This is a genomic window from Bradyrhizobium sp. IC4060 (assembly GCF_020193715.1).
Lineage (GTDB): Bacteria > Pseudomonadota > Alphaproteobacteria > Rhizobiales > Xanthobacteraceae > Bradyrhizobium > Bradyrhizobium yuanmingense.
Genome location: NZ_JADYVJ010000002.1, coordinates 793,729 through 814,200, shown reverse-complemented (window position 1 = coordinate 814,200; position 20,472 = coordinate 793,729). Strand labels below are relative to the sequence as shown.

18 protein-coding genes and 1 tRNA gene are annotated in these 20,472 nt (G+C 62.4%); 7 read left to right on the top strand and 12 right to left on the bottom strand.

The window, feature by feature from the left end:
- The first annotated feature begins 134 nt into the window (after positions 1-134).
- Entirely contained in the window at positions 135-893 is a 759-nt protein-coding gene (locus I6F16_RS10710; RefSeq protein WP_036026107.1) for an SDR family NAD(P)-dependent oxidoreductase, read from the top strand.
- An 809-nt stretch (positions 894-1,702) separates the two neighbouring features.
- On the top strand, positions 1,703-1,981 hold the full coding sequence (locus I6F16_RS10705; protein WP_036026108.1) for a hypothetical protein: 279 nt from the start codon (positions 1,703-1,705) through the stop codon (positions 1,979-1,981).
- Positions 1,982-2,496: 515 nt separating this feature from the next.
- Here I6F16_RS10705 and I6F16_RS10700 read toward each other — a convergent pair.
- From I6F16_RS10700 to I6F16_RS10660, 9 genes are all read right to left on the bottom strand, one after another.
- A complete protein-coding gene (locus I6F16_RS10700) occupies positions 2,497-3,210 on the bottom strand; it encodes an ABC transporter ATP-binding protein (protein ID WP_225112729.1) in 714 nt (237 codons plus the stop codon).
- The gene (locus I6F16_RS10695) at positions 3,191-3,922 is read right to left on the bottom strand and encodes an ABC transporter ATP-binding protein (protein ID WP_225112739.1); all 732 of its coding nucleotides are present in this window, start codon (positions 3,920-3,922) and stop codon (positions 3,191-3,193) included. Before I6F16_RS10695 ends, I6F16_RS10700 begins: the two co-directional genes overlap by 20 nt.
- A gap of 32 nt (positions 3,923-3,954) precedes the next feature.
- Positions 3,955-4,944 (bottom strand): branched-chain amino acid ABC transporter permease, encoded by a 990-nt coding sequence (locus I6F16_RS10690; protein WP_036026083.1) that lies wholly within the window; start codon positions 4,942-4,944, stop codon positions 3,955-3,957.
- Between the two features lie 16 nt (positions 4,945-4,960).
- Entirely contained in the window at positions 4,961-5,830 is an 870-nt protein-coding gene (locus I6F16_RS10685) for a branched-chain amino acid ABC transporter permease (protein WP_109144605.1), read from the bottom strand.
- Positions 5,830-5,988 (bottom strand): hypothetical protein, encoded by a 159-nt coding sequence (locus tag I6F16_RS10680; protein ID WP_157783994.1) that lies wholly within the window; start codon positions 5,986-5,988, stop codon positions 5,830-5,832. The genes I6F16_RS10685 and I6F16_RS10680 overlap by 1 nt, the downstream gene beginning before the upstream one ends.
- 64 nt (positions 5,989-6,052) lie before the next feature.
- A complete protein-coding gene (locus tag I6F16_RS10675) occupies positions 6,053-7,177 on the bottom strand; it encodes an ABC transporter substrate-binding protein (RefSeq protein ID WP_225112740.1) in 1,125 nt (374 codons plus the stop codon).
- 82 nt (positions 7,178-7,259) lie between these two features.
- A complete protein-coding gene (locus I6F16_RS10670) occupies positions 7,260-8,702 on the bottom strand; it encodes a glutamine synthetase family protein (RefSeq protein WP_225112730.1) in 1,443 nt (480 codons plus the stop codon).
- Positions 8,703-8,735: 33 nt separating this feature from the next.
- On the bottom strand, positions 8,736-10,094 hold the full coding sequence (locus I6F16_RS10665; RefSeq protein WP_036004148.1) for an aromatic ring-hydroxylating dioxygenase subunit alpha: 1,359 nt from the start codon (positions 10,092-10,094) through the stop codon (positions 8,736-8,738).
- A 56-nt stretch (positions 10,095-10,150) separates the two neighbouring features.
- A complete protein-coding gene (locus I6F16_RS10660; protein ID WP_225173671.1) occupies positions 10,151-11,746 on the bottom strand; it encodes an amidohydrolase in 1,596 nt (531 codons plus the stop codon).
- Positions 11,747-12,014: 268 nt separating this feature from the next.
- Between I6F16_RS10660 and I6F16_RS10655 the strand changes: the two genes are divergently transcribed.
- From I6F16_RS10655 to I6F16_RS10645, 3 genes are read left to right on the top strand one after another with little or no spacing between them, the layout of a single operon-like run.
- A complete protein-coding gene (locus tag I6F16_RS10655) occupies positions 12,015-12,377 on the top strand; it encodes a 2Fe-2S iron-sulfur cluster-binding protein (protein WP_346730175.1) in 363 nt (120 codons plus the stop codon).
- Positions 12,374-13,612, top strand: coding sequence for an FAD-dependent oxidoreductase (locus I6F16_RS10650; RefSeq protein ID WP_225112732.1), 1,239 nt, complete (start codon positions 12,374-12,376; stop codon positions 13,610-13,612). The genes I6F16_RS10655 and I6F16_RS10650 overlap by 4 nt, the downstream gene beginning before the upstream one ends.
- Before the next feature lie 60 nt (positions 13,613-13,672).
- On the top strand, positions 13,673-14,467 hold the full coding sequence (locus I6F16_RS10645; RefSeq protein ID WP_036026095.1) for an IclR family transcriptional regulator C-terminal domain-containing protein: 795 nt from the start codon (positions 13,673-13,675) through the stop codon (positions 14,465-14,467).
- 28 nt (positions 14,468-14,495) lie between these two features.
- On the opposite strand, the gene I6F16_RS10640 is transcribed toward I6F16_RS10645, so the two are convergent.
- Positions 14,496-14,837, bottom strand: a complete 342-nt coding sequence (locus I6F16_RS10640; protein ID WP_036026098.1) for a 5-carboxymethyl-2-hydroxymuconate Delta-isomerase — start codon at positions 14,835-14,837, stop codon at positions 14,496-14,498.
- Positions 14,838-15,058: 221 nt separating this feature from the next.
- A tRNA-Gln gene (locus I6F16_RS10635) sits at positions 15,059-15,133 on the bottom strand.
- Positions 15,134-15,376: 243 nt separating this feature from the next.
- On the opposite strand from I6F16_RS10635, the gene I6F16_RS10630 reads away from it, so the two are divergent.
- Positions 15,377-17,155 (top strand): acyl-CoA dehydrogenase, encoded by a 1,779-nt coding sequence (locus I6F16_RS10630; protein ID WP_225112644.1) that lies wholly within the window; start codon positions 15,377-15,379, stop codon positions 17,153-17,155.
- A gap of 107 nt (positions 17,156-17,262) precedes the next feature.
- On the opposite strand, the gene I6F16_RS10625 is transcribed toward I6F16_RS10630, so the two are convergent.
- Positions 17,263-18,495: an MFS transporter gene (locus I6F16_RS10625; RefSeq protein WP_225112643.1), complete on the bottom strand. Its 1,233-nt coding sequence runs from the start codon at positions 18,493-18,495 to the stop codon at positions 17,263-17,265.
- 230 nt (positions 18,496-18,725) lie between these two features.
- Between I6F16_RS10625 and I6F16_RS10620 the strand changes: the two genes are divergently transcribed.
- Entirely contained in the window at positions 18,726-20,387 is a 1,662-nt protein-coding gene (locus tag I6F16_RS10620; RefSeq protein WP_225153974.1) for a bifunctional metallophosphatase/5'-nucleotidase, read from the top strand.
- Positions 20,388-20,472: the final 85 nt, after the last annotated feature.

Here is a 20,472-nt window from a genome sequence, read left to right as displayed (position 1 = left end):
TTGACGCAATCCTGCCCTCAATTTTTGAGGTGCGCAACACAATTTCTGATCTATGCACCTCACCAATGGAATGGCTATGGTTCGCGAAAGAGTCGACGCGGCCTGCCGCGCCGGCCGCAACAAACGAGGTGCCCATGGCTGCGATCTATTCCGACCTCGCCGGCAAGGTCGTGCTCGTCACCGGTGGCGCAGCCGGAATCGGCGCGGCGATCGTGCGGCGCTTTGCGGAGCAGAAATCCAAGGTGGTGTTCTTCGACATCAAGGTCGAGGAGGGACAGCGCCTGGCGCGCGAGCTATCCGAGCAGGGATTGGCCGCGCATTTCCAGCATGTCGATCTCACCGACATCCCTGCGCTGCGTGCCGGCGTCGTCGCGGCACGCAAGGCTCATGGCCCGATCAACATCCTGATCAACAATGCCGCGCATGACGAGCGGCACAACACCGAGGAGATGACGCCGGACTATTGGGACGACCGCATCGCGGTGAACCTGAAGCACCAGTTCTTCGCATCTCAGGCCGTGTTGCCGGACATGAAGGCGGCCAATGCCGGCGCCATCATCAATTTCGGCTCGGTATCGTGGATCGCAGGACAAGGCGGCATGGCCGCCTACACCGCCAGCAAGTCAGGCGTGATCGGGCTGACGCGCTCGCTGGCGCGCGACTACGGCCCCTACAACATCCGAGTCAATGCGATCGCGCCAGGCTGGATCATGACCGAGCGGCAGCTCGAGAAATGGATGACGCCGGCCGGCGAGATCGAGTTGCAGCAGCGACAATGCCTGAAGCGCCGACTCATGCCGGACGAGGTTGCGAAGTTCACCGTCTTCCTCGCCTCCGACGAGGCGTCCGCCTGCACCGCCCAGCACTATATCGTCGATGGTGGCTGGGTCTGAGATGCCTTGAGGATCCAGTCGGAAAATCTGACCCGGGCGCGGCTGCGCGAAGCTCACGAAGTCAAGGACGCAATGGATCAGGCTGGTTGTGACCGGCTGGCGCCGTGGTCGCGCGTGGCCGACCGATGCCCTCGCTCAAGGTCTTGCCGCTGGCGACATTGACGAAGTGCAGCGAGGCGCAAGCGGGACACCGGACCGGGACGTGCGTGTCCGCGGCGTCGGAGCCTGTGCCGGAAATCCAGTGCTGCACGTTCACGCCCGTGCGGGGGCATTTGAAGATGACGTTGCGCTCCATGCTGGAGATATGCGCCCGTCGCGGCGACCTGGAAATTGCGGGCCAATACTTACGCAGATGTCCTGAACGGATTGACGCGAGCAGCGGTGAAGACATCGCGCAGCGCTTGTAAGCAGGTTGCCGATTGAGAAGCGTTCGGTCGAATACCGCCGCCTCCTTTGAGCTGGATCAAGACATGTTTGCGACGCCGGCGATAGTCTTGTGTCGGCATCGGGAACGCTTTTTCTAGGTCCCCTTTGCCGGAGCGAGCGACGTTTGGATTTCGAGGCCTTCCCGGCGCCGCTTTCACGGAGAGTGCAGAAGACCGCGAACATGGAGTCGGCCGGAGAGCGGCTCCGCCGGAGAGTTCGATGGAACGAAGATCGGCAGCGCGGGTTTGCTGGACGAGTTCAGACCCTGGATGGAAGAGCCACGCGAACAATCGGCCTCGGCGCTCCCATCGAGCCCGAGGCCGATTTTCGTCGAAGCCAGTGCATGGTCTGGACAAGGGAGGATGCCGATCAGGAGAACCGACATGCTTGCCGACATTGACACCGACGATCTCACCGAGGTCGTGCGCTACGCCCTGGAGACGACCCGCGCGACGACGGCCTGCCCGTTCCATCGGGACGTGATCGTCCGCATCGGCGATGACGCCGCCGAGAGTCACGCCTTCGAGCGCGCCAAGCGAATCGTCAGATGCGACGGCGCCGAATGGAACAAGGAGGCTCTCAGGGCCGAGCTCGGCCGCCAGCTCGGCGCAGCCGCCGACGGCCGCTGCCCGAAGTGCGATCCGACCGCCTCGTGCACCTAGCGCGCCGCGATTTGCAAAATGTTGCGGCGCCACGCGTCGGCGACGAGCCATGCAGATCGACCCGCTCCGGCGACTTAACTTGTGTGAAGGCCGCAGATGGAATTGGCACCTAGCCTGAACGACGCGCGTCGTGCATCAGAGGTCAGACTTCCCGTGAAAGTGACAAAGCCGATCGCCTCGATCATGCGCGGGAGTTCCAAGACGGATCCTCCGTCGCCGGACGGGAACGACGAATGTCAGCTGCCGCCATCGGCCGAGAGGCGTCAGGTCGTCGATGAGTACGCCGAAAACTTGCGCAAGATCATCCGAAGACTGCTTGGAAGGCTGAACTGACAGCGCTTGCGGTCGTCCTTGAGCGCTTTGCGGCAAGGGATCAACTTGTCCGGCCCTTTGGCGTGCGATCGTGCTGCCGGTTCGCCTTTCCGGGCGAGCGCTACGGCCAAACCCCGCCGCCCCGACGGGGCAAGGGTGATACGAGCTTGCCCATTGTCTCGATGACAAGGAAGCCGCATGCCTCAGTGCACCCCAACACCGAGCAGGCGCTCGACCATTTTGGGGTCGTCGCGCAAGTGCGAGCATTCACCACTCCAGACCGCTTTGCCGCGTTCAACCACCATGACATGATCGGCAAAGCGCAGCGCTCGTTCGATCTGCTGCTCGACCAAAACGATGGTCATCTCACCAGAACTCGCCAGCGCGGTGATGATTTCCATGATCTGATCGCAGATCACCGGCGCGAGCCCCTCGAGCGGCTCATCCAAGAGGAGAACTGAAGGCCTTCCCAGCAGCGTCCTGGCGAGCGAGAGCATCTGCTGCTCGCCGCCCGATAATTGCGTTCCGAAATGGCGTCGACGTTCGGCCAACCTCGGAAACATCACGTAGACCTCTTCAAGTGCCTCTCGACCTCGATCCTTGAGACCCGCGACCAGGTTTTCCTCCACCGTCAGCGACCGAAATATGTCGCGTGTCTGCGGTACGTAACCGAGACCTCGTTGAGCGCGTATCGATGCCTTGGTATCCGTGAGATCAGCCTCGCCCAGGAATACTTTTCCCCCATGATGGGTCGTCAGACCCATCAGCGATGCGAGCAAGGTCGTCTTGCCGACTCCGTTTCGACCAAGGATGCTGAGACGGCCTCCGGGCAAGACCTCGAACGACATGTGATCGATGATACGGGTGGGGCCATACCCGGCACTGAGACCTTTGACTTCAAGACGCGTGGCGGGCATCTGCGTAGCTACCTAGATAAGCTCGACGGACTTCCTGATGGTGCGTGACTTCTGCCGGATCGCCCTGGAAGATCAGCTTTCCGTTGGCGAGAACGAGCACACGGCGGGCAAATTTGAAGACCAGGTCCATGTCATGCTCGATCATCAAGACCGCGATATCAGATGGCAATCTGTCGATCGCCTCGATGATCTTGGAGGACTCCTCTGACGGCACCCCTGCCGCGGGCTCGTCCAGGAGCAGGACCTTCGGCTCGAGAGCAAGCCCGATTGCCAGGTCAAGAAGGCGCTGCTGACCGTACGCCAGTTGCGAGACCTGCCTGTCGGCCAGATGGGCGATACCGAGCGTTCCAAGGGCCCGCTCCCACTCCCGACGAACGTCCGGCCGATCCATCGGGGAGGAAAACATGCTTCTCGTGAGCCCCTTTCGTTGCATCACGGCGAGCGCGACGTTTTGTGCGACCGTCAGGCTCTTGAAGAGCCTCGTAATCTGAAATGTCCGGATCAAGCCGGCGTCGACGCGATCGGAAATCGGTAGTGCGGTCACATCAACCCCGGCGAGGTGGACGGCGCCCTGTGAAGGGGTCAAGTCGCCGGAGATGACGTTGACGAGCGTGGTTTTGCCGGCGCCGTTCGGGCCAATCAACGCGACCCTTTCTCCCTTCCCGATACTGAAGGAGATATCATCGTTGACCCGCATCCCGCCGAAGGACATCGAAACGTTTCGCAGTTCGAGCAGCGGCCGGCTCACGGGCGCCTCCTCATCACCGAGGCGGTGCGACCAGCAAGCAAGCCTCCAAGGGACACCAGGCCTTTCGGGGCGAACAAAACGACCGCGATCAGCAACGCACCGACCATGGTCATCCAATGGAATGGATTCGCAGCCGAGACGTAGTGCTCGAACACTTGGAAGACGATGGATCCGATCAGCGCGCCCCAGAGACTGCCTGCGCCACCCAGGACCAGCATGACGAGAGCTTCAGCCGACCGCTCAAATCCGATGCTATCCAGTCCCACGACGCCCGTATTGATGGCATTGAGAGCACCACCAATTCCGCCAACAACCCCCGACACGCCATACATCAGCACGAGCCGGGGATACACGCGGGCACCGATCATCCGAGCTCGCAGGCTGTCATCCTTGATTGCCTGACAAAGCAGGCCGAACGGAGAGTGCACGATTCGAAGCAGCACCACGAACACGACCATGAGCACCGCAACGGAGAACACGTAGCCGGTGCGACCGTACATATCGAACGCGTAGACCCCGAAGACTCGTCCAGGCGAAATGCCGGACAATCCGTCGCTTCCGCCCGTCAGGCTGGACAGTTTGTTGGCCAGCGCCGCGACGAGCTGTCCGACGGCAATGGATAGCACGAGCTGGGGGAGACCCTTGAACCTCGTGACAAGGACGCCTGAGACCAGCCCCATCACGGCACCGGCCACCGCCCCCACGAGCAACAACAGCAGGGGGTCGGAATGTCCGGCAAGGCATGCGTTACCCACGACGTAGGCGCTCACACCATAGATCGCCGCATGTCCAAGGGTGGCGACACCGCAATACCCCGTGACCAGATCGAGCGACAGCACCAGAAGCGTGATGCTGATCAGTCGCGTCAGAAACGCGAGGTCATCCGGAAAAAGCGTGTAACCGAGCACTCCGAGCGCCAGCGTGATTGCGACAGCGCGCAGCTCAAGCGGCACGGAAAAACGCGGCGGGCTCACGCCATCGACCATGGCTCGATCGGTCACGTCAGTGCCTCCTGCCCAAAAGGCCGTTCGGAAACAGAAACACGACCAGGATGACCGCAAGATAGAAGAAGAACTCACCATATTCGGGTGCAAGGTACTTGCCGGTCGTGTCCGCGAGGCCAAGCAATATCGATGCCGCCACGGCGCCTGGGATCGATCCTGCCCCGCCGACGGAGACGACGACAAGGAACGTCACCATATATCTGAGCGCGTAAAAAGGTTCGACGGGCAGCAGTTCGGCGCCTACCACGCCCCCGAACGCCGCCAGGCCGACCGCAAGCGCAAAGGTCGCGGAAAAAAGGATCTGCGTTTTGATTCCGAGCGACTCGGCCATGTCACCGTTGTCGACCGCGGCACGCAGCCGGATCCCAAACTCGGTGCGGTCGATCAGTAGCCAGAGCAAGCCCGCGGTGCACACTCCGCAAATCATCACGAAAATCCGATGAGCCGGGATCATTCGGAAGCCGAGATCGACGGGACCGCTCAGCAGCGGAGGCAGCGGAATGGATTTGGTTGTCGGGCCAAGAATGTAGTTGGCAACGCCAATGATGACGAACGCGATGCCGATCGTGAGCAATATCTGGGTCAGCTCATCGGACTTGCGATAAATCCGGCGGTAGAGAAGAAATTCGAGCGGAAAGGCGATCGCGATGGTGCCGAGGACCGCCAGGACAATCGCGAGTGGATATCCAACTCCCGCGTTCTTGAGCGCAAAAGACGCGAGATATCCCCCGATCATCGCAAATGCGCCATGAGCGAGGTTCACTACCCTCATCAGGCCCATCATAATGGATAGGCCGATGGAGATGATGAAAAGCACCATGCCGTACGAGAGGGCATCTAGCCCGATGCTGAGACCCGTCCACGCCATTAGTTGAATGCTTCCGCGGCTTTTCGGATCTGGAGCCGCTCGGCAGCCAGCCCGAACAGGTGGATGTGCGCGTCCGTCAAGCCGGGTATCATCCGGTCGCTGGCATCGCGATAGATGCGACCGTTGACGAAGCGAATAGACTGCGACCGACCACTCATTCCGGGCCCTTCTCCGACACGATGAAGAGATCGCTCGCGAGATCTACATCGCGAGCGATCCGCTCTAGTTCTTCGCCAGGCCCCAGTCCGGCTGCGCATCGAACGTTTGCAGTTCCTTGTTGAGGAGCTTGCCGTCCTGCTTCACGACTTCGCGCAGATAAACGTTCTGACGAATATGCCGGGTATCCGGGTCGATCGACACGGGGCCGCGCGGACTGACCCATTTCATGCCCTTCACGGCCGCAAGGGCTTTGTCCGGGTCCTTTTGGCCGTTGGTGGCCTCAACCATCTTGTAGATGAGCCGAGCACCGTCATAGGCCGCGACCGACGCCATGGTGATGTCGTCAGGCTTGGCACCGGCCTTGATCAGATCGGCCAGGAAAGCTTTGTTCTCTGAAGAGTCATGCGAGACCGCGTAGTGGTAAGTCGACAGGATGCCTACGCCGCTGTCACCGATAGTCGGAAGATCGGGCTCGGTCACGACATCACCCGTGGACAACAACTTCACGCCAGACGCTTTCAGCCCGTTGTCGATATAGGCCTTGACGAACCCCAGGGTTGGTGGACCGGCCGGCAAGAATGTGAAGATCATGTCTGCGCCGGAATCCTTGATCCTTTGCATGATCGGGCCGAAGTCGGTGGTATTGAGCGGCATCCTGATCGATTGGACGATGGTGCCTCCATCTGCCTCGAACGTCTTTTTGAAGGCTGATTCGGCATCGATGCCGGGGCCGTAATCGCTGACGGCGATCGCCACCTTCTTGGCCGCTCTGGCCTTCGCCACCTTCGCCGCGGGGACCGTGTTCTGCCACATCGTAAAGGACGTCCGCACGATGTAGGGGCTCTTCTCCACGATCGCGGACGTCGCGGCGTTCATGACGATCATAGGCACCTTCGCTTCCTCGAGAAGCGGAGCGACGGCCAGGGCGTCCGGAGTGAAGTACAGTCCCGCGATGTACTGAACCTTCTCCTTGACGATCAACTCCTGAGCCAATGATTTCGACTTGGCGGGGTTCGGCGATTCTTCGTCGCGATAGACAAACTCGATCTGATGATCGCCGACTTTCGATCCATGCTTGGCCACCCAGGCGTCAATGCCGTACTTGAAGTTCTGGCCGAACAAGGCATACGGACCGGACATGGTGCCGATGATCCCCACCTTGATGGTGTCGCACTGCGCCGGCGACATCCAGGCAGTGGCAATCGCGACGGCCCCAACAAGTCCAAACCTCAAGCTCATATCTCTCTTCTCCCGCTTCGGTGATGCTGTTTCAGAACATTTCGAAATATTCTCGCTGCTCCCACTCGGTGACCGTCGATTGGAAGCGCTCAATTTCCGCGTTCTTGATGAAAACGTAGTAGTCGACGAATTTCTCTCCCAGAGCCTCGCGGAAGAAGGGGTCATCGCGCAACGCGAACACCGCCTCGCGCAAGGAGGTCGGCAGGAGGTTCGCCTTGGTCTCGTAGGGGGTGTCCGCCGACGGACCGGGATCGAGCTGGCGATCAATGCCGTTGAGGCCGGCCAGAATCTGCGACGCCATGTAAAGATAGGGGTTTGCGGCCGGCTCGCCGATCCTGTTTTCGAGCCGGGTGGCCTTATCGTCGGGACCGCCCAGCACGCGGATCATGACGCCCCTGTTATCGCGTCCCCAGATCGCCCGATCCGGAGCCAGCGAGTAGGAACGGTAGCGTTTGTAGCCATTGATCGTCGGCGTCGAGAAGACCGCGGATGCCCTGGCATGCTCCAGCAGCCCGGCCATATAGTGCTTGCCAAGGTTCGACAGGCCGGCCGGTTCGCTGGTCATGAACGCGTTGACGCCGTCTGTTCGGGAGACCAGCGATTGGTGAAGGTGCCACCCCGATGACATCACGTTCGGTATCCGCGGCCGGCACATGAAGGTCGCGTGATAGCCGTGGCGGTTGCAGATCTGCTTCACTGCCGTACGAAACAGCACCATGGTGTCCGCCGGCTCAATGCCGACGGTGGGCTGGAACACGAACTCGCACTGGCTCGGGCCGTATTCCAACTCGATCGACCGAAGCGGCAAGCCCAGCGCCACGATGTTTTGCCTGATCAGCTCGAGCGCAGGCTCCATCTGGTCGTAACGTTGCTCCGTCAGGTACTGATAGCCCTGCGAAAGCAGGCTGACCTCCGGAGGCTCGCCCGGTTGGCCGGGACTGCCGGCGTCCCAAGGCGCCAGGCGGGGATTCTCGACTCTGAAGATGTGGCATTCGACCTCGAGGCCCGCTTTGAAATCATAGCCCCGGTCCTTGAGCTGCCCCAGCACGGATTGGTACAGGCCCCTGGAGGCGAAGGGCACGGGTCGTCCGTCGGAGAAGTAGAGGTCGCAAAGCACCCACCCGGTTTTTGATGCCCAGGGGAGAAGCTTGAAGGTGGTGGGATCGGCGACCATCAAGATGTCGCCTCCCCCCTGCATCTCGTGCATCCCGAACCCGCCGCCGGCGGTGAAGACGGGAAACACCGTGCGGTGAGAGGTATCTTTCGCGAGCAATGTCGTCGTTATCGAGCAGCCGCTCTCGATCGACGAGAGCGCCTCGGAAGCGACCAGCGCCTTGCCGCGCAAGATGCCGTGCTGGTCCGGAAAGGAGAGCCGGATCGTATGCAACTCCTGCTCCTCCGCCATCCGCCGCATGCGGATGGCAGCCTCCTTCTGTTCGGCCGACCAGAGACCGTGCTTTTCGACGAAACTCAACGACATCTCCTTTGCTGAGCTGGGCGGCCTGGCTTATTCGGCGGCGGTCAGGTGAGGCACCTTCTTGGCGAGCTCGGCGGGCACCGGCGCGGCCCAGGGAGCGCCCCGACGACGCTTGACGTCCACTTCCATCCAGTAGGTTTCCCAGCCCTTCGTCGGACCGATGCCGTCCATTGTGGCCGGCCCCTGGATGCTGCGCGCGCTGGCAGCGTCGAGGAACAACAGCGGCTTGCCCCCGGAGGCCACCTTCTCGATCTCCTGGCGAAGCAGCCGGCGGTACTGAATGATCGCCTTGTCGGATTGGCCGAGATGCTCACGCGTCCGGTCCTGAATAGCGCCCATCGACTCGACGGCCCACTGGTCGTGGACGTTGATGTCCGCGCCCATGCCGGTGTAAGTCTCGGTCGCCTGCTCGTGCGGGTCGAAGCCGTAGTCGTTCGACTTGTTCTTCCGCGAGCGGTATTCCGGCAATTCGTAAAGCTCGAGGCGCTGCGCGCGCATTTTCGCCTTGTCGACGGGCGCGGCGTAGCTGGTGAAAATCGCATACCAATAGCAATTCACGTCGTCGACGGGCACGTGCCACTGGGTAATCGTCATCTCCGTGCTCATCGGAATGACGAACGCATGCGGGAATAGCTGGTTGGTGACGCGAACGTGGGTGCGCTGCTCGTCGATTTCTCGCAAGGCGATGAGCCGCAGGCCGTATTCGGTGTGCTCGACGTTGATGATCGGCCGGTCGTACTCGCGCAGGACCTTCGTCATGGGCATTTCCGAGTCGGCCGACGCACCGCGAAACTGCTTGCCATAGGCCGCCGATGTATCCTCATCCTCGAAGAACCGGTGAAGGAACGATGCGTGAGCCGGGTCGATGCCGACTTCCAGCGCTTGCAGCCAATTGCATTCGATCAGGCCCTTGAAGGCGAAGGTGTATTCGTCCGGCGCCGCGAAGCAGTCGATCTCCGGAAACGCGGGCGGCTCGCCTTCACCCAAATACGCCCACAGGATTCCACCCTTCTCCACGACGGGGTAGGACCGCTGCTTGATATTTTTGCAGAGCGAGGAGTTTGCAGGCTCGGCGGGCGTCTCGAGACACTGTCCCGTGACGTCGAACAGCCACCCGTGGAAGGCGCAGCGCAGGCCACCGTTCTCGAGCCGGCCGAAGGCAAGGTCGGCGCCCCGATGCGGGCAGTCGCGATCGAGCAGGCCATAGCGCCCCGTTTCGTCCTTGAACAGAACGAAGTTCTCACCGAGAAGCTTGACGGCCTTGATGGGGCGCCCCTCCGCGAGTTCGTCGACGAGCGCAGCAGGCTGCCAATACATCCGCATCAGCTTTCCCGCAGGCGCCTTCGGTCCGATGCGGGTAATGAGGTCGTTCTGCTCTTGGCTCATCATGACTTGGATCTCCTCTCTCGGCTTCGAGATGCGTCCTCATGCTATCGGGACGCAGACTAACGCTGAAACACGATCTTGCCGCCGACGATCGTCAGGTCGGCTTTGATGTCTTTGATCTGCTCCTCGGGGACCGTCATGAGGTCCGCCGACAACACGGTCAGGTCCGCGAGTTTTCCGGCCTCGATCGTCCCCTTCTCGTTCTCTTCGAACATATAGTGCGATGCCGCGCTGGTGTAGAGGCGCAGCGCCTGCTCGCGGCTGACGGCTTCGTTCGCTCCATAAACGCGTCCGGCGAGATCCTTGCGGGTTACCATGACGTAGATGTTGATGAAGGGATTGATCGTGTTCACCGGGAAGTCGGTGCCTGCGCCGAGGCTGTTCAGCCCCACCTTCTCGATGAGAGTTTTCGTGGGCACGGCCCGATTGGCGACCGCCGCACCCAGGAAGCGCTCGACGGTGGCCGCCTTGTCCCACATGAAAACGTTCTGGAGGTCGACTCTGACACCGAGGCGTTTCGCGCGCTCCATTTGCTCGGGCACTATCAGGCTTCCATGGATCAGGACGAAACGCCGATCCTTGATCGATTTCTCCTTGTCGGCCGCTTCGAATGCATCAAGGACGTGGTCGATGCCCTTGTCGCCGACGGCATGGACACCCACGCGCCAATTGTGGCGATTGCAAATGGACACCAGCTCCTTGAGGCGTTGCGGCGATTGCTGGGCAATGCCGTGGTAGCCATCATGCGAGTCTGGATAGGCCTCGCGCATGAGCGCCGTCTTGAGCGTCATGCCGCCATCGTAAAGGATCTTGATTCCGGCGAACTTCAGCCAGTCATCGCCAAAGCCGGAGGAGGCGCCGTTGCCTCGCATGATGGCCTCCCAGGCCGCGTTCTCGGCGGGGGGTTCCGGGCGCCACATGAGACCGACCCGTAGCGTTGCTTCACCGGCCTGCGCCACGCGCTGCAGGGCCGCGATGTCCCTGGGTGAGGTGGCCCCTTCTACGGCGCTGGTGATCCCGAACGAGTTCAGCACACCTTCCGCGAGCTTGAATTGGCGAAGCTCGTCGTCCGCCGTCCACTCCGGAACGGTCTTTTCGACCTGATCGATCGCCGTCTCGACCAGAACGCCGGTCAGGTCACCGGCACTGTCGCGCTCAAACGATCCGCCGCTCGGGTTTGGCGTGGCCTTGGTTACGCCGGCCTTCTCGAGCGCCATCGAATTGGCCATCGAGAAGTGGCCAACGGTCCGGAGATAGACCGGATTGTTCGGCGCGACGCCGTCGATCTCCTGGCGTGTCAGGTAACGCTTTTCCGCGAGCTGTGACGGGGGATGCCAGGCGCTTCCGATGATCCACTCGCCGGGCTTTTTCTTCGCCACGAACTGCTTGATGCTTGCGAGGGCATCCGCAACAGTCTTGGCGCCGCTCATGTTGACGACGTAGTCGGACAGACCGGCAGCCTTGAAATGCGCGTGCGTGTCGATCAGCCCGGGAACGACCGTCTTGCCCTGCAAGTCGATCGTGCGGGTGCGATTTCCGGCCAACGCCTTGATCGTCGCCGCGTCTCCTACGGCCAAGATTCGTCCGTCGCGAACGGCAAGCGCTCCCGCAACCTTTGACTGACCGTCCATGGTGAGAATCTTGCCGTTGATCAAGGCAAGCGAGGGAGCATTGGCCTCCTGCTGCTGGGCAAACGCCGCGCCTGATGTCAGCACCACTCCCACGATCGCTGTCGTCAGCTTCATTGCATCCTGCCCTGTCGTTCGGTAGACGAACATTGGTTCGGTATCGTTCAGAATGACTCCAATGTGACGCGCAAGCAAGCAAAATATTTCCGCATAACTTGCCTAATGGAACCGCAGCGGCGGCCAACAAGTCGGGATTGAGGGTCCGCCAGAACTGCTGTAACCGTTTAACGAACTTATGTTCACAGATCGAACACACTTAGGAAACGGAGGTCGGATGCCGCGAGTGAGATTTGTCCAGCAGGACGGCAGCGGAAAATCCATCGAGGTCGGACGCGACGTGAGCGTGATGCTCGCGGCCGTCCGCAACGGTATTCACGGCATCGACGGCGAATGCGGCGGCTGCCTCGATTGCGCGACCTGTCACGTCTACGTCGATGAAGAACAAGCAAGCTCTCTCCCTCAGCCGAGCGAAGAAGAGCTCGAGTTGCTGTCCGCCGTCTCGGGAGAGCGAAAGCCGAACAGTCGGCTGAGTTGCCAGCTGAAGGTGCCCGCCCCTCTCGACGAGCTGGTGGTCCATGTGCCGGCGAGGCAATCATGACAGGGCTGGTCATCATCGGCGCATCATATGCCGGGGTTCAAGCCGCTCTCACGGCTCGTGACGCCGGCTATTCTCAGCCCATCACCATTGTGTGCGACGAAGAGTGGCTGCCCTATCAGAGGCCGCCGCTATCCAAGGACTTCCTTCTCGGGCGCATCAGCGAGCAAAATCTGATCTTGCGCGACGAGACTTTCTTCGAAGGCAAGCAGATCAATCTCGTTCTTGGGCAGCGCGCCACGCTGCTCGATTTGCGCGCGCGACAGGTCACTCTGGCCGGCGGCAACGCTCTGAAGTTTGAAAAACTCCTCTTCGCCACGGGCTCGCGCGCGCGGCGCATCGCGGTTGAAGGCGCGGACTTCGATGGAATTTTCTATCTGCGTTCGGTGACCGATGCGATCGACCTGAAGGCAGGTCTGGCCAATGCTGCGGAGATTGTCATCATCGGGGGCGGCTTCATAGGGCTGGAAGTTGCGGCCTCCGCGGCAAAGCTGGGCAAGAAGGTCACCGTCGTGGAAGCGAGCAGCCGCCTGCTTGAACGTGCCGTCTCGCCGGTCTTGTCGACCTTTCTTCTTGATACGCATTTGCGGGCTGGCGTCGACGTGATGCTCGACGAAACGGTTGCTTCCTTCAAAGGAAACGATCGAAAAGTTTCCGCTGTCGTGCTGGGCAACGGTGCCGTTGTCCACGCCGACCTGGTGCTGGTGGGGATTGGTGGTGTCGCCAATGACGAGATCGCGCGCTCGGCGGGGCTTAGATGCACGAATGGAATTGTCGTTGACGCGCACGGACAATGCGAAACATCGGACATTTTCGCGGCCGGTGACTGCGCCAACCACTTCAACCGCTTTTGCGAAAGCTGGGTGAGATTGGAATCGGTGCAAAACGCCCAGGATCAAGCGAAGGCCGCTGGACTGGCGATCGCCGGCGCTCGAGCGCCCTATGAGAATGTGCCGAGGTTCTGGTCCGACCAATATGACGTCAAGCTGCAGATCGTCGGGCTGGCCGGACGATATGATCGGCAGGCGGTCCGAGGTTCGGTCGACGACGGAAGATTCTCGGTCTTCTACTATCGCCAGGGCCGATTGGTCGCGGTGGACAGCGTCAACCGGCCAGGCGAGCAAATGGCAGCCCGACGCCTGATTGCGGCGGGAATCTCCCCTGCACCGGAGCAAGCCGCAGACCCTTCCTTTGACCTCAAATCCCTGGTGACAGCCGGAGACAAGGCTGGCGCCTAGCGCGCGGATTTGTGATGGTTCTCGCTTTCGAGAGGCCACTGAGAGGGACCGCCCAATAGAATGCCGAGGCTGAAGCGTACGGAAGAAGAGGAAAAGGCGCGGGAGGGCAGCGAGTTCATCGAGACCCTGGATCGGGGTCTTCGCGTGATACAGTCGTTCGGTATCGATCGCCGTCCAATGACCCTCAGCGACCTCTCCAAGAGCGCGAATCTTCCGCGGGCGACGGTGCGCCGGATTCTGATGACCCTCGTAAAATCCGGATTCGTCGCGGGCAACGAGCGGTTGTTTTCGCTAACGCCCAGAGTGCTGCTTTTGGCTTCGGCCTATTTGACGTCGAACCAAATCAGCACCGTGATGCAGCCGTTGATGGACGAGGTCGCCGGCAAGGCCAGGGAGGTCTGCTCCCTTGCGGTCCTGGATGGCGAAGAGGTCGTTTTCATCGCCCGCTCGAGTCCGGCGCGGGTATTTTCGACCGGACTGGACATAGGATATCGGCTGCCGGCTTTCTGCACGTCGGTGGGACGCGTTCTGCTGGGCAGATTGGCAAACGACGAGCTGACGAGAACGGTCGACGGCATGAAGCTGGCGGCTCTGACCCAGTCGACGCTGGTCGACAAATCGGCAGTGATTGCGACGATCATTGCCGACCGCACCAAAGGGTATAGCCTTGTCGATCAAGAAGCCGAAGAGGGCTTTCGGTCGATATCGGTGCCAATTCGCCGCTACGATGGCGCCGTCATCGCGGCCGCAAATATCGGCGCTCATGTCGATCGCATCACGACCGGTGAGATGATCGATCGCTTCCTGCCTCTCCTCAAGGAGATGTCCCTCGCCGCGCAGCCCCTGCTCGTCTGAGAAGCTGCCGCCTTTTGGCGAGCACCCGTCATTTTAGCCGTTTCTTGTAGGCGACCGGGTCCATGTCACGGACATCCACGCTTATGCTGGCCACATCCGGGCATCGCTCTGTCATCGTCCGTCGAAGGCTCGTACTCAGCTCGACCTTCTGGTCGGGCGATCGACCTTCGAGCAAATAGACAGACAGATGCACGAAGCTGTCACGCTTCCCGGCAACCAGGAAATCGTTGTAGACGCACGCGCGCACCTTGACGTCCTCCGCCTTCATGATGCCCGTTCGCCAAGCGGCTTCAAAGAGCGCTTCCATCAAGCCTGCTACGTCGTCGCGAGCGAGCGCCCCTTCCGAATATTCGATCACTAAGTGCGGCATGACGTTGTTCTCGTTTTTAGGTGGCGTTCATGAGATGACCTCACCGTCGTAGACCGTTCGCCCCTCAACGTCGCCATCTTTGTCGCGGCGGGTCATGGTTCGCATGGGGAAGGCCCGGTCGGCGGAATCTTTGCCGAGAAACACCCTGTGCAGCGCAGAGCTGCGCAGCAGCTCCCCAGCCAGGCCGGTTTCGTGGGTGATTTCAGGCGGGGCGGGAGATCTGGCTGGGGCGGGAGGGATCGAACCTCCGAATGGCGGAATCAAAATCCGCTGCCTTACCGCTTGGCTACGCCCCAACAGACGACGAACGGAACGGGCAGAACCGGCACCCGCAGATTCCCGTCGGTCGCAGCCGGTCTATAGGGAGCGGCGCGGCATTTCAACCGCCTGGAGGGGCAAAAAGGGCCCGGCGGCCGACACTCTATTCTGGGCTCCGACGGCCCTGCCCGTTCCGGCCAGGCCATCCGGCGTCCCGGCAGTTGAGACCGCTCCCGTTTCATGGGAATACGGCGCCAATATCTGTTCTCGGGGAGTGAGCCATGACCTACCGCGCGCCGATTTCTGACATGCTGCTGTCGCTCAACCATGGCGCGGGCCTCAAGGCCGCCCTGGAGGCCGGCCATTACGGCGATTTCGATGCCGACCTCGCGGCCGCCGTGCTGGAGGAAGCCGGCAAGTTCGCATCCGACGTGCTGGCGCCGCTCAACAAGATCGGCGACGAGCACGGCATCAAGCTCGAGGATGGCAAGGTCACGACCGCGCCGGGCTGGCCTGACGCCTACAAGCGCTGGACCGAGGGCGGCTGGAACGCGGTGTCCGGCCCGGAAGATTTCGGCGGCCAGGGCCTGCCGCTCGCCATCAACGCCGCCTGCACCGAGATCTGGAGCGCGACCAACGTCGCCTTCGGCCTTTGCCCGCTGCTGACGGCATCGGCGATCGAGGCGCTGGACGCCCACGGCAGCGACGAGCTGAAGCAGATCTATCTCGAAAAGCTCGTCTCCGGCGAATGGACCGGGACGATGCAGCTGACCGAGCCGCAGGCCGGCTCCGACGTCGGCGCGCTGCGCACCCGGGCCGAGAAGCAGGCCGACGGCACCTATCGCATCAAGGGGACGAAGATCTTCATCACCTATGGCGAGCACGACATGACCGACAACATCGTGCATTTCGTGCTGGCGCGTCTGCCCGATGCGCCCGCCGGCACCAAAGGCATTTCGCTGTTCCTCGTTCCCAAGTTCATGGTCAACGCGGACGGCTCGCTGGGGCCGCGCAACGACATCTATGCGAGCGGCGTCGAGCACAAGCTCGGCATGCATGCTTCGCCGACCTGCACCATGACCATGGGCGATCATGGCGGCGCGATCGGCTATCTGATCGGCGAAGAGAACCAGGGCATGCGCTGCATGTTCACGATGATGAACCAGGCCCGCCTCGGCGTCGGCCTGGAGGGCGTCGGCGTTGCCGACCGGGCCTACCAGCAGGCCCTGTCGTATGCGCAGGAGCGCCGCCAAGGCCGCGCGGTAGGCAAGAAAGGCGACGGCTCGGATGCGATCTTCGTGCATCCCGACGTCAAGCGCATGCTGATGCGGATGCGGGCCCAGACCGCGGCCGCCCGCACCATCTGCTATGCGACGGCTGTCGCGATCGACGTCTCGACCCGCGCCAAGGATCCGACGGTGCGCGCTGAAGCCGCCGCACGCGCGGCGCTGCTGACGCCGATGGCCAAGGCCTATTCCACCGATATCGGCAACGAGGTCGCCTATCTCGGCGTGCAGGTGCATGGCGGCATGGGCTTCATCGAGGAGACCGGCGCGGCCCAGCACTACCGCGATGCCCGCATCACCGCGATCTACGAGGGCACCAACGGCATCCAGGCGATCGATCTCGTCACGCGCAAGTTAGCTGCCAATGGCGGCGCGTCGGTGTGGGCGCTGCTCGACGAGCTCTCGGCGACCGTCAAGCAGGTGGAGGCCTCCAACGATCCCGCCTTCGGCACCACCGGCACCAAGCTGCGCGAGGCGCTGGAGGCGCTCACGCGCACCAGCAAATGGCTGCTGGAGCGCGTTGCCTCCGCGCCGAACGACGCGCTTGCGGGGGCGACGCCCTATCTGCAGCAATTCGGCTCCACGCTCGGCGGCTGCCTGCTCGCCTCCGAGGCGCTCGCCGCCAAGGCCGAAGGCCTTGGCGACGCGCCACGCTACGTCGCGCTGGCGCGCTTCTTCGCCGAGAACATCGCGGTGCAGGCGGGCGCGCTCGAGCGCACCGTGACCGAGAGCGCGGAATCGGTCGCAGCGGCGGATGCGGCGCTGCTGGGGTAAGGTGAGCGCCGCAAACGCGACATCGTAGCCCGGATGGAGCGTAGCGAAATCCGGGAAAGTCTCACCGCGGATACAGCGGTCCCGGATTGCGCTGCGCTCCATCCGGGCTACAAAGCTGCGACCTGAGCCCTTCTCCCCGGCCGCCACAGCACCACGCCCGCCGCGGCGAGATCGAGCACCACGCAGATCGCAAACGCCGTCGTGTAATTGCCCGTAACGCTCCGCACGAGACCGACGACACCGGGGCCGAAGGCGCTGACGATGCCGCTGATCGAGGTGCCCAAGCCCACCGCGGTCGCGAAGGCCGAAGCACCGATCTCGCGCTGGATGATCAAGGGCGGGAACGTGATCATGTTCCCCATCGAGAAGCCGTAGACGGCGCAGCAGGCCAGCAGCACGGTCGGGCTCGTGCTTTGCAGAGCCACGAACAGCGCAGCCGCCTGGCTCGTCATCGAAACCGCACAGGCGAGCCGGGCATCGAGCCGGTCGACGAACAGGCCGAGCGAGAGGCGCCCGACGATCGCCATCGCCGCCATGATCGTGACGGCAAGCCCTGCGGCGGAGCGGCCGATCAGCGGCTCGAGAAACGTCACCTGGTGGACGATGAAACCCGTCTGCGCCATCAGCGCGAACGCGATCGGCAGCACCATGGTCCAGAACGCCGCGTTGGCGAGCACCGCCTTGCGCGAGCGAACCGGCGCTGAGGAGCCGGAGGAACGTCCGCCCGCTGCAGGCGCCATGCCTGCGGGCCAGCCGATGAAGGTCACGACCGCCGGCAGCACCAGCACCATCATCGCGAGGGTCGCCGCCAGCATCGCGGAACGGAAGCCGATGCTGCCGGTCAGCGACAGCAGCAGCGGGACGAGAATGATGCCGCCGCAAGTCGCGCCGTTGAAGGCAAGGCTGAGCGCGAGGCCGCGCCGCTGCTCGAACCAGGAATTCAGCACGGTCGCGATCACCACCGTGCCCATGCCGGTCCAGCCAACCGACATCAGCGCATAGGCGAGATAGAGCTGCCAGGGCGTCTGCACCAGCGCCAGCAGCACAGTCGAAGCGCCGAGCGCCGACAGGCCGCACAGGATCAGCGCGCGCAGCCCGATGCGCTCGAGCAGGTCATCGGTGAAGATGACGAGCACGGAGGTCAGGAGAAACGAGAAGGTGCTGGCCGCGGAGATCAGCGTGCCCGGCCAGCCGTGAGCGCGCTGCAACTCGGCGAGATAGACGCCTTGGCCGTAGAGGCCGAAGCCGAACATGAAGAAGGCCATCAGGAAGCACGCCAGCACGACCCGCCAGCCGCGATAATACGGTGAGGATTCGTCGATCCGGGGGGCGGCAATCATGAATCTGACGGTCTGTCTGAAGCGAACGGGGCCGGATCGTGCACCACAACCAGCGGTTTTTCAAATGAAACATTGTAGCTAATTGTTGCGGCACGTAGCGGACCTGGCATTCATCGAGCGGCATGGCTCGTGCGATGATGGGATTGTCGGGGGAACGACGCTGCGCGTGCCTCAAAAATGATGACAACAACCTTCGTGAAATCTTCGCGCCGAACGAATAGTCTAACTCCATGCGACATCTTCTCCGCCTGGCTTGCTTCGTCCTCGCTCTCACCGGCACCCTCCCTGCTGCGGCCCAGAGCGCAGCCCCCGTCGAGCTGCGCATTCTCGCGATCAATGATTTTCACGGCCATCTGCGGCCGCCGCCGGGCGGCATCCGCATCAACGACCCCGAGGACAAGTCCAAGAAGGTGACGGTGGTAGCCGGCGGCGCCGAGTACATGGCGACGCTGCTGAAGCAGCTGCGCGAAGGACACAAGAACGCCATCTTCGTCGCCGCTGGCGACCTGATCGGCGCGAGCCCGTTTCTGTCGGCGATGTTTCACGACGAGCCCTCGATTGAGGCGCTCTCGATGATGGGCCTTGCGATAAGCTCGGTCGGCAATCACGAATTCGACGAGGGCAACACCGAGCTTCTGCGCATGCAGAACGGCGGCTGTCATCCCGTCGACGGCTGCCAGGGGCCGCATCCCTTCACGGGCGCCAAATTCCGTTATCTCGCGGCCTCCACCGTCGAGACCGCGACCGGCAAGAGCGTGCTGCCGCCCTACGAGATCAGGGAGTTCGACGGCATCCCCGTCGGCTTCATCGGCCTGACGTTGAAGGAGACCGCCGGCATCGTCTCGCCAGCGGGCATCGCCGGGCTCGAATTCCGCGACGAGGCCGAGACGGTGAACGCGCTGGTGCCGCAGCTGAAGTCGCGCGGCGTCGAAGCGATCGTGGTGCTGATCCACCAGGGCGGCGAGCCCGCCGGCGACTACAATGAATGCCCTGCCATCACGGGACCGATCGTCGACATAGTCAGGAAGTTCGATCCTGCCGTCGACGTCGTCGTCAGCGGCCACACCCATCGCGCCTACATCTGCAATATCGACGGGCGGCTCGTCACTAGCGGCGACAAATACGGCACACTCGTCACCGCGATCGACCTCAAGCTCGATCCTGTGACTCGCGATATCGTCGCCGCCAAGGCCGAGAACGTCATCGTCGCCAATGCTTCGCTGGCCAGGGATCCCGAGCAGACCGCGTTGATCGACGCCTACGACAAGCTCTCCGCGCCGATCGCCAACCGGCCCGCCGGCTCAGTGACGCAGACATTGTCGCGCGTGCCGAACGAGGCCGGCGAAAGCGCGCTCGGCGATATCATCGCCGACGCGCAATTGCTCGCAACGCGCGATGCGAAGGATGGCAGCGCTGTCATCGCGCTCACCAATCCCGGCGGCATCCGCACCGACATCGTTCCAAAGGAGAACGGCGCGATCACGTTCGGCGACGTCTTCGCCAGCCAGCCGTTCCGCAATCGTCTTGTCACCATGACGCTGACGGGCAGCCAGCTCAAGGACTTGCTCGAGCAGCAATGGCTGGACCCGAAGCGGCCGCGGATTCTCCAGGTGTCGAACGGCTTCAGCTATACTTGGGATGCTTCAAAACCGTTCGGCGAGCGCGTCAGCCTCGAGAAGATGACGCTGGGCGGCAGGCCGATCGAGCCGGGAAGCGGCTACCGCGTCACGCTCAACGATTACCTCGCCGTCGGCGGAGACGGGTTTACCGTCGCCAAGCAGGGCACCGCGCCACAATACGGCGGTTACGATGCGGACGCGCTGTTCGCGTTCTTCCGGGCGCACGGGCCGGTCGGTCCGCTGCCGCCCCGGCGCATCCTGCGGGTGAATTGATCCGGATCAAGCGGGCAGCCCTTTGCCATTCCCGGCCAAGCGCTTAGATTGGATTTTGCATTGCGTTTTGGCGCCGGATGCGCCA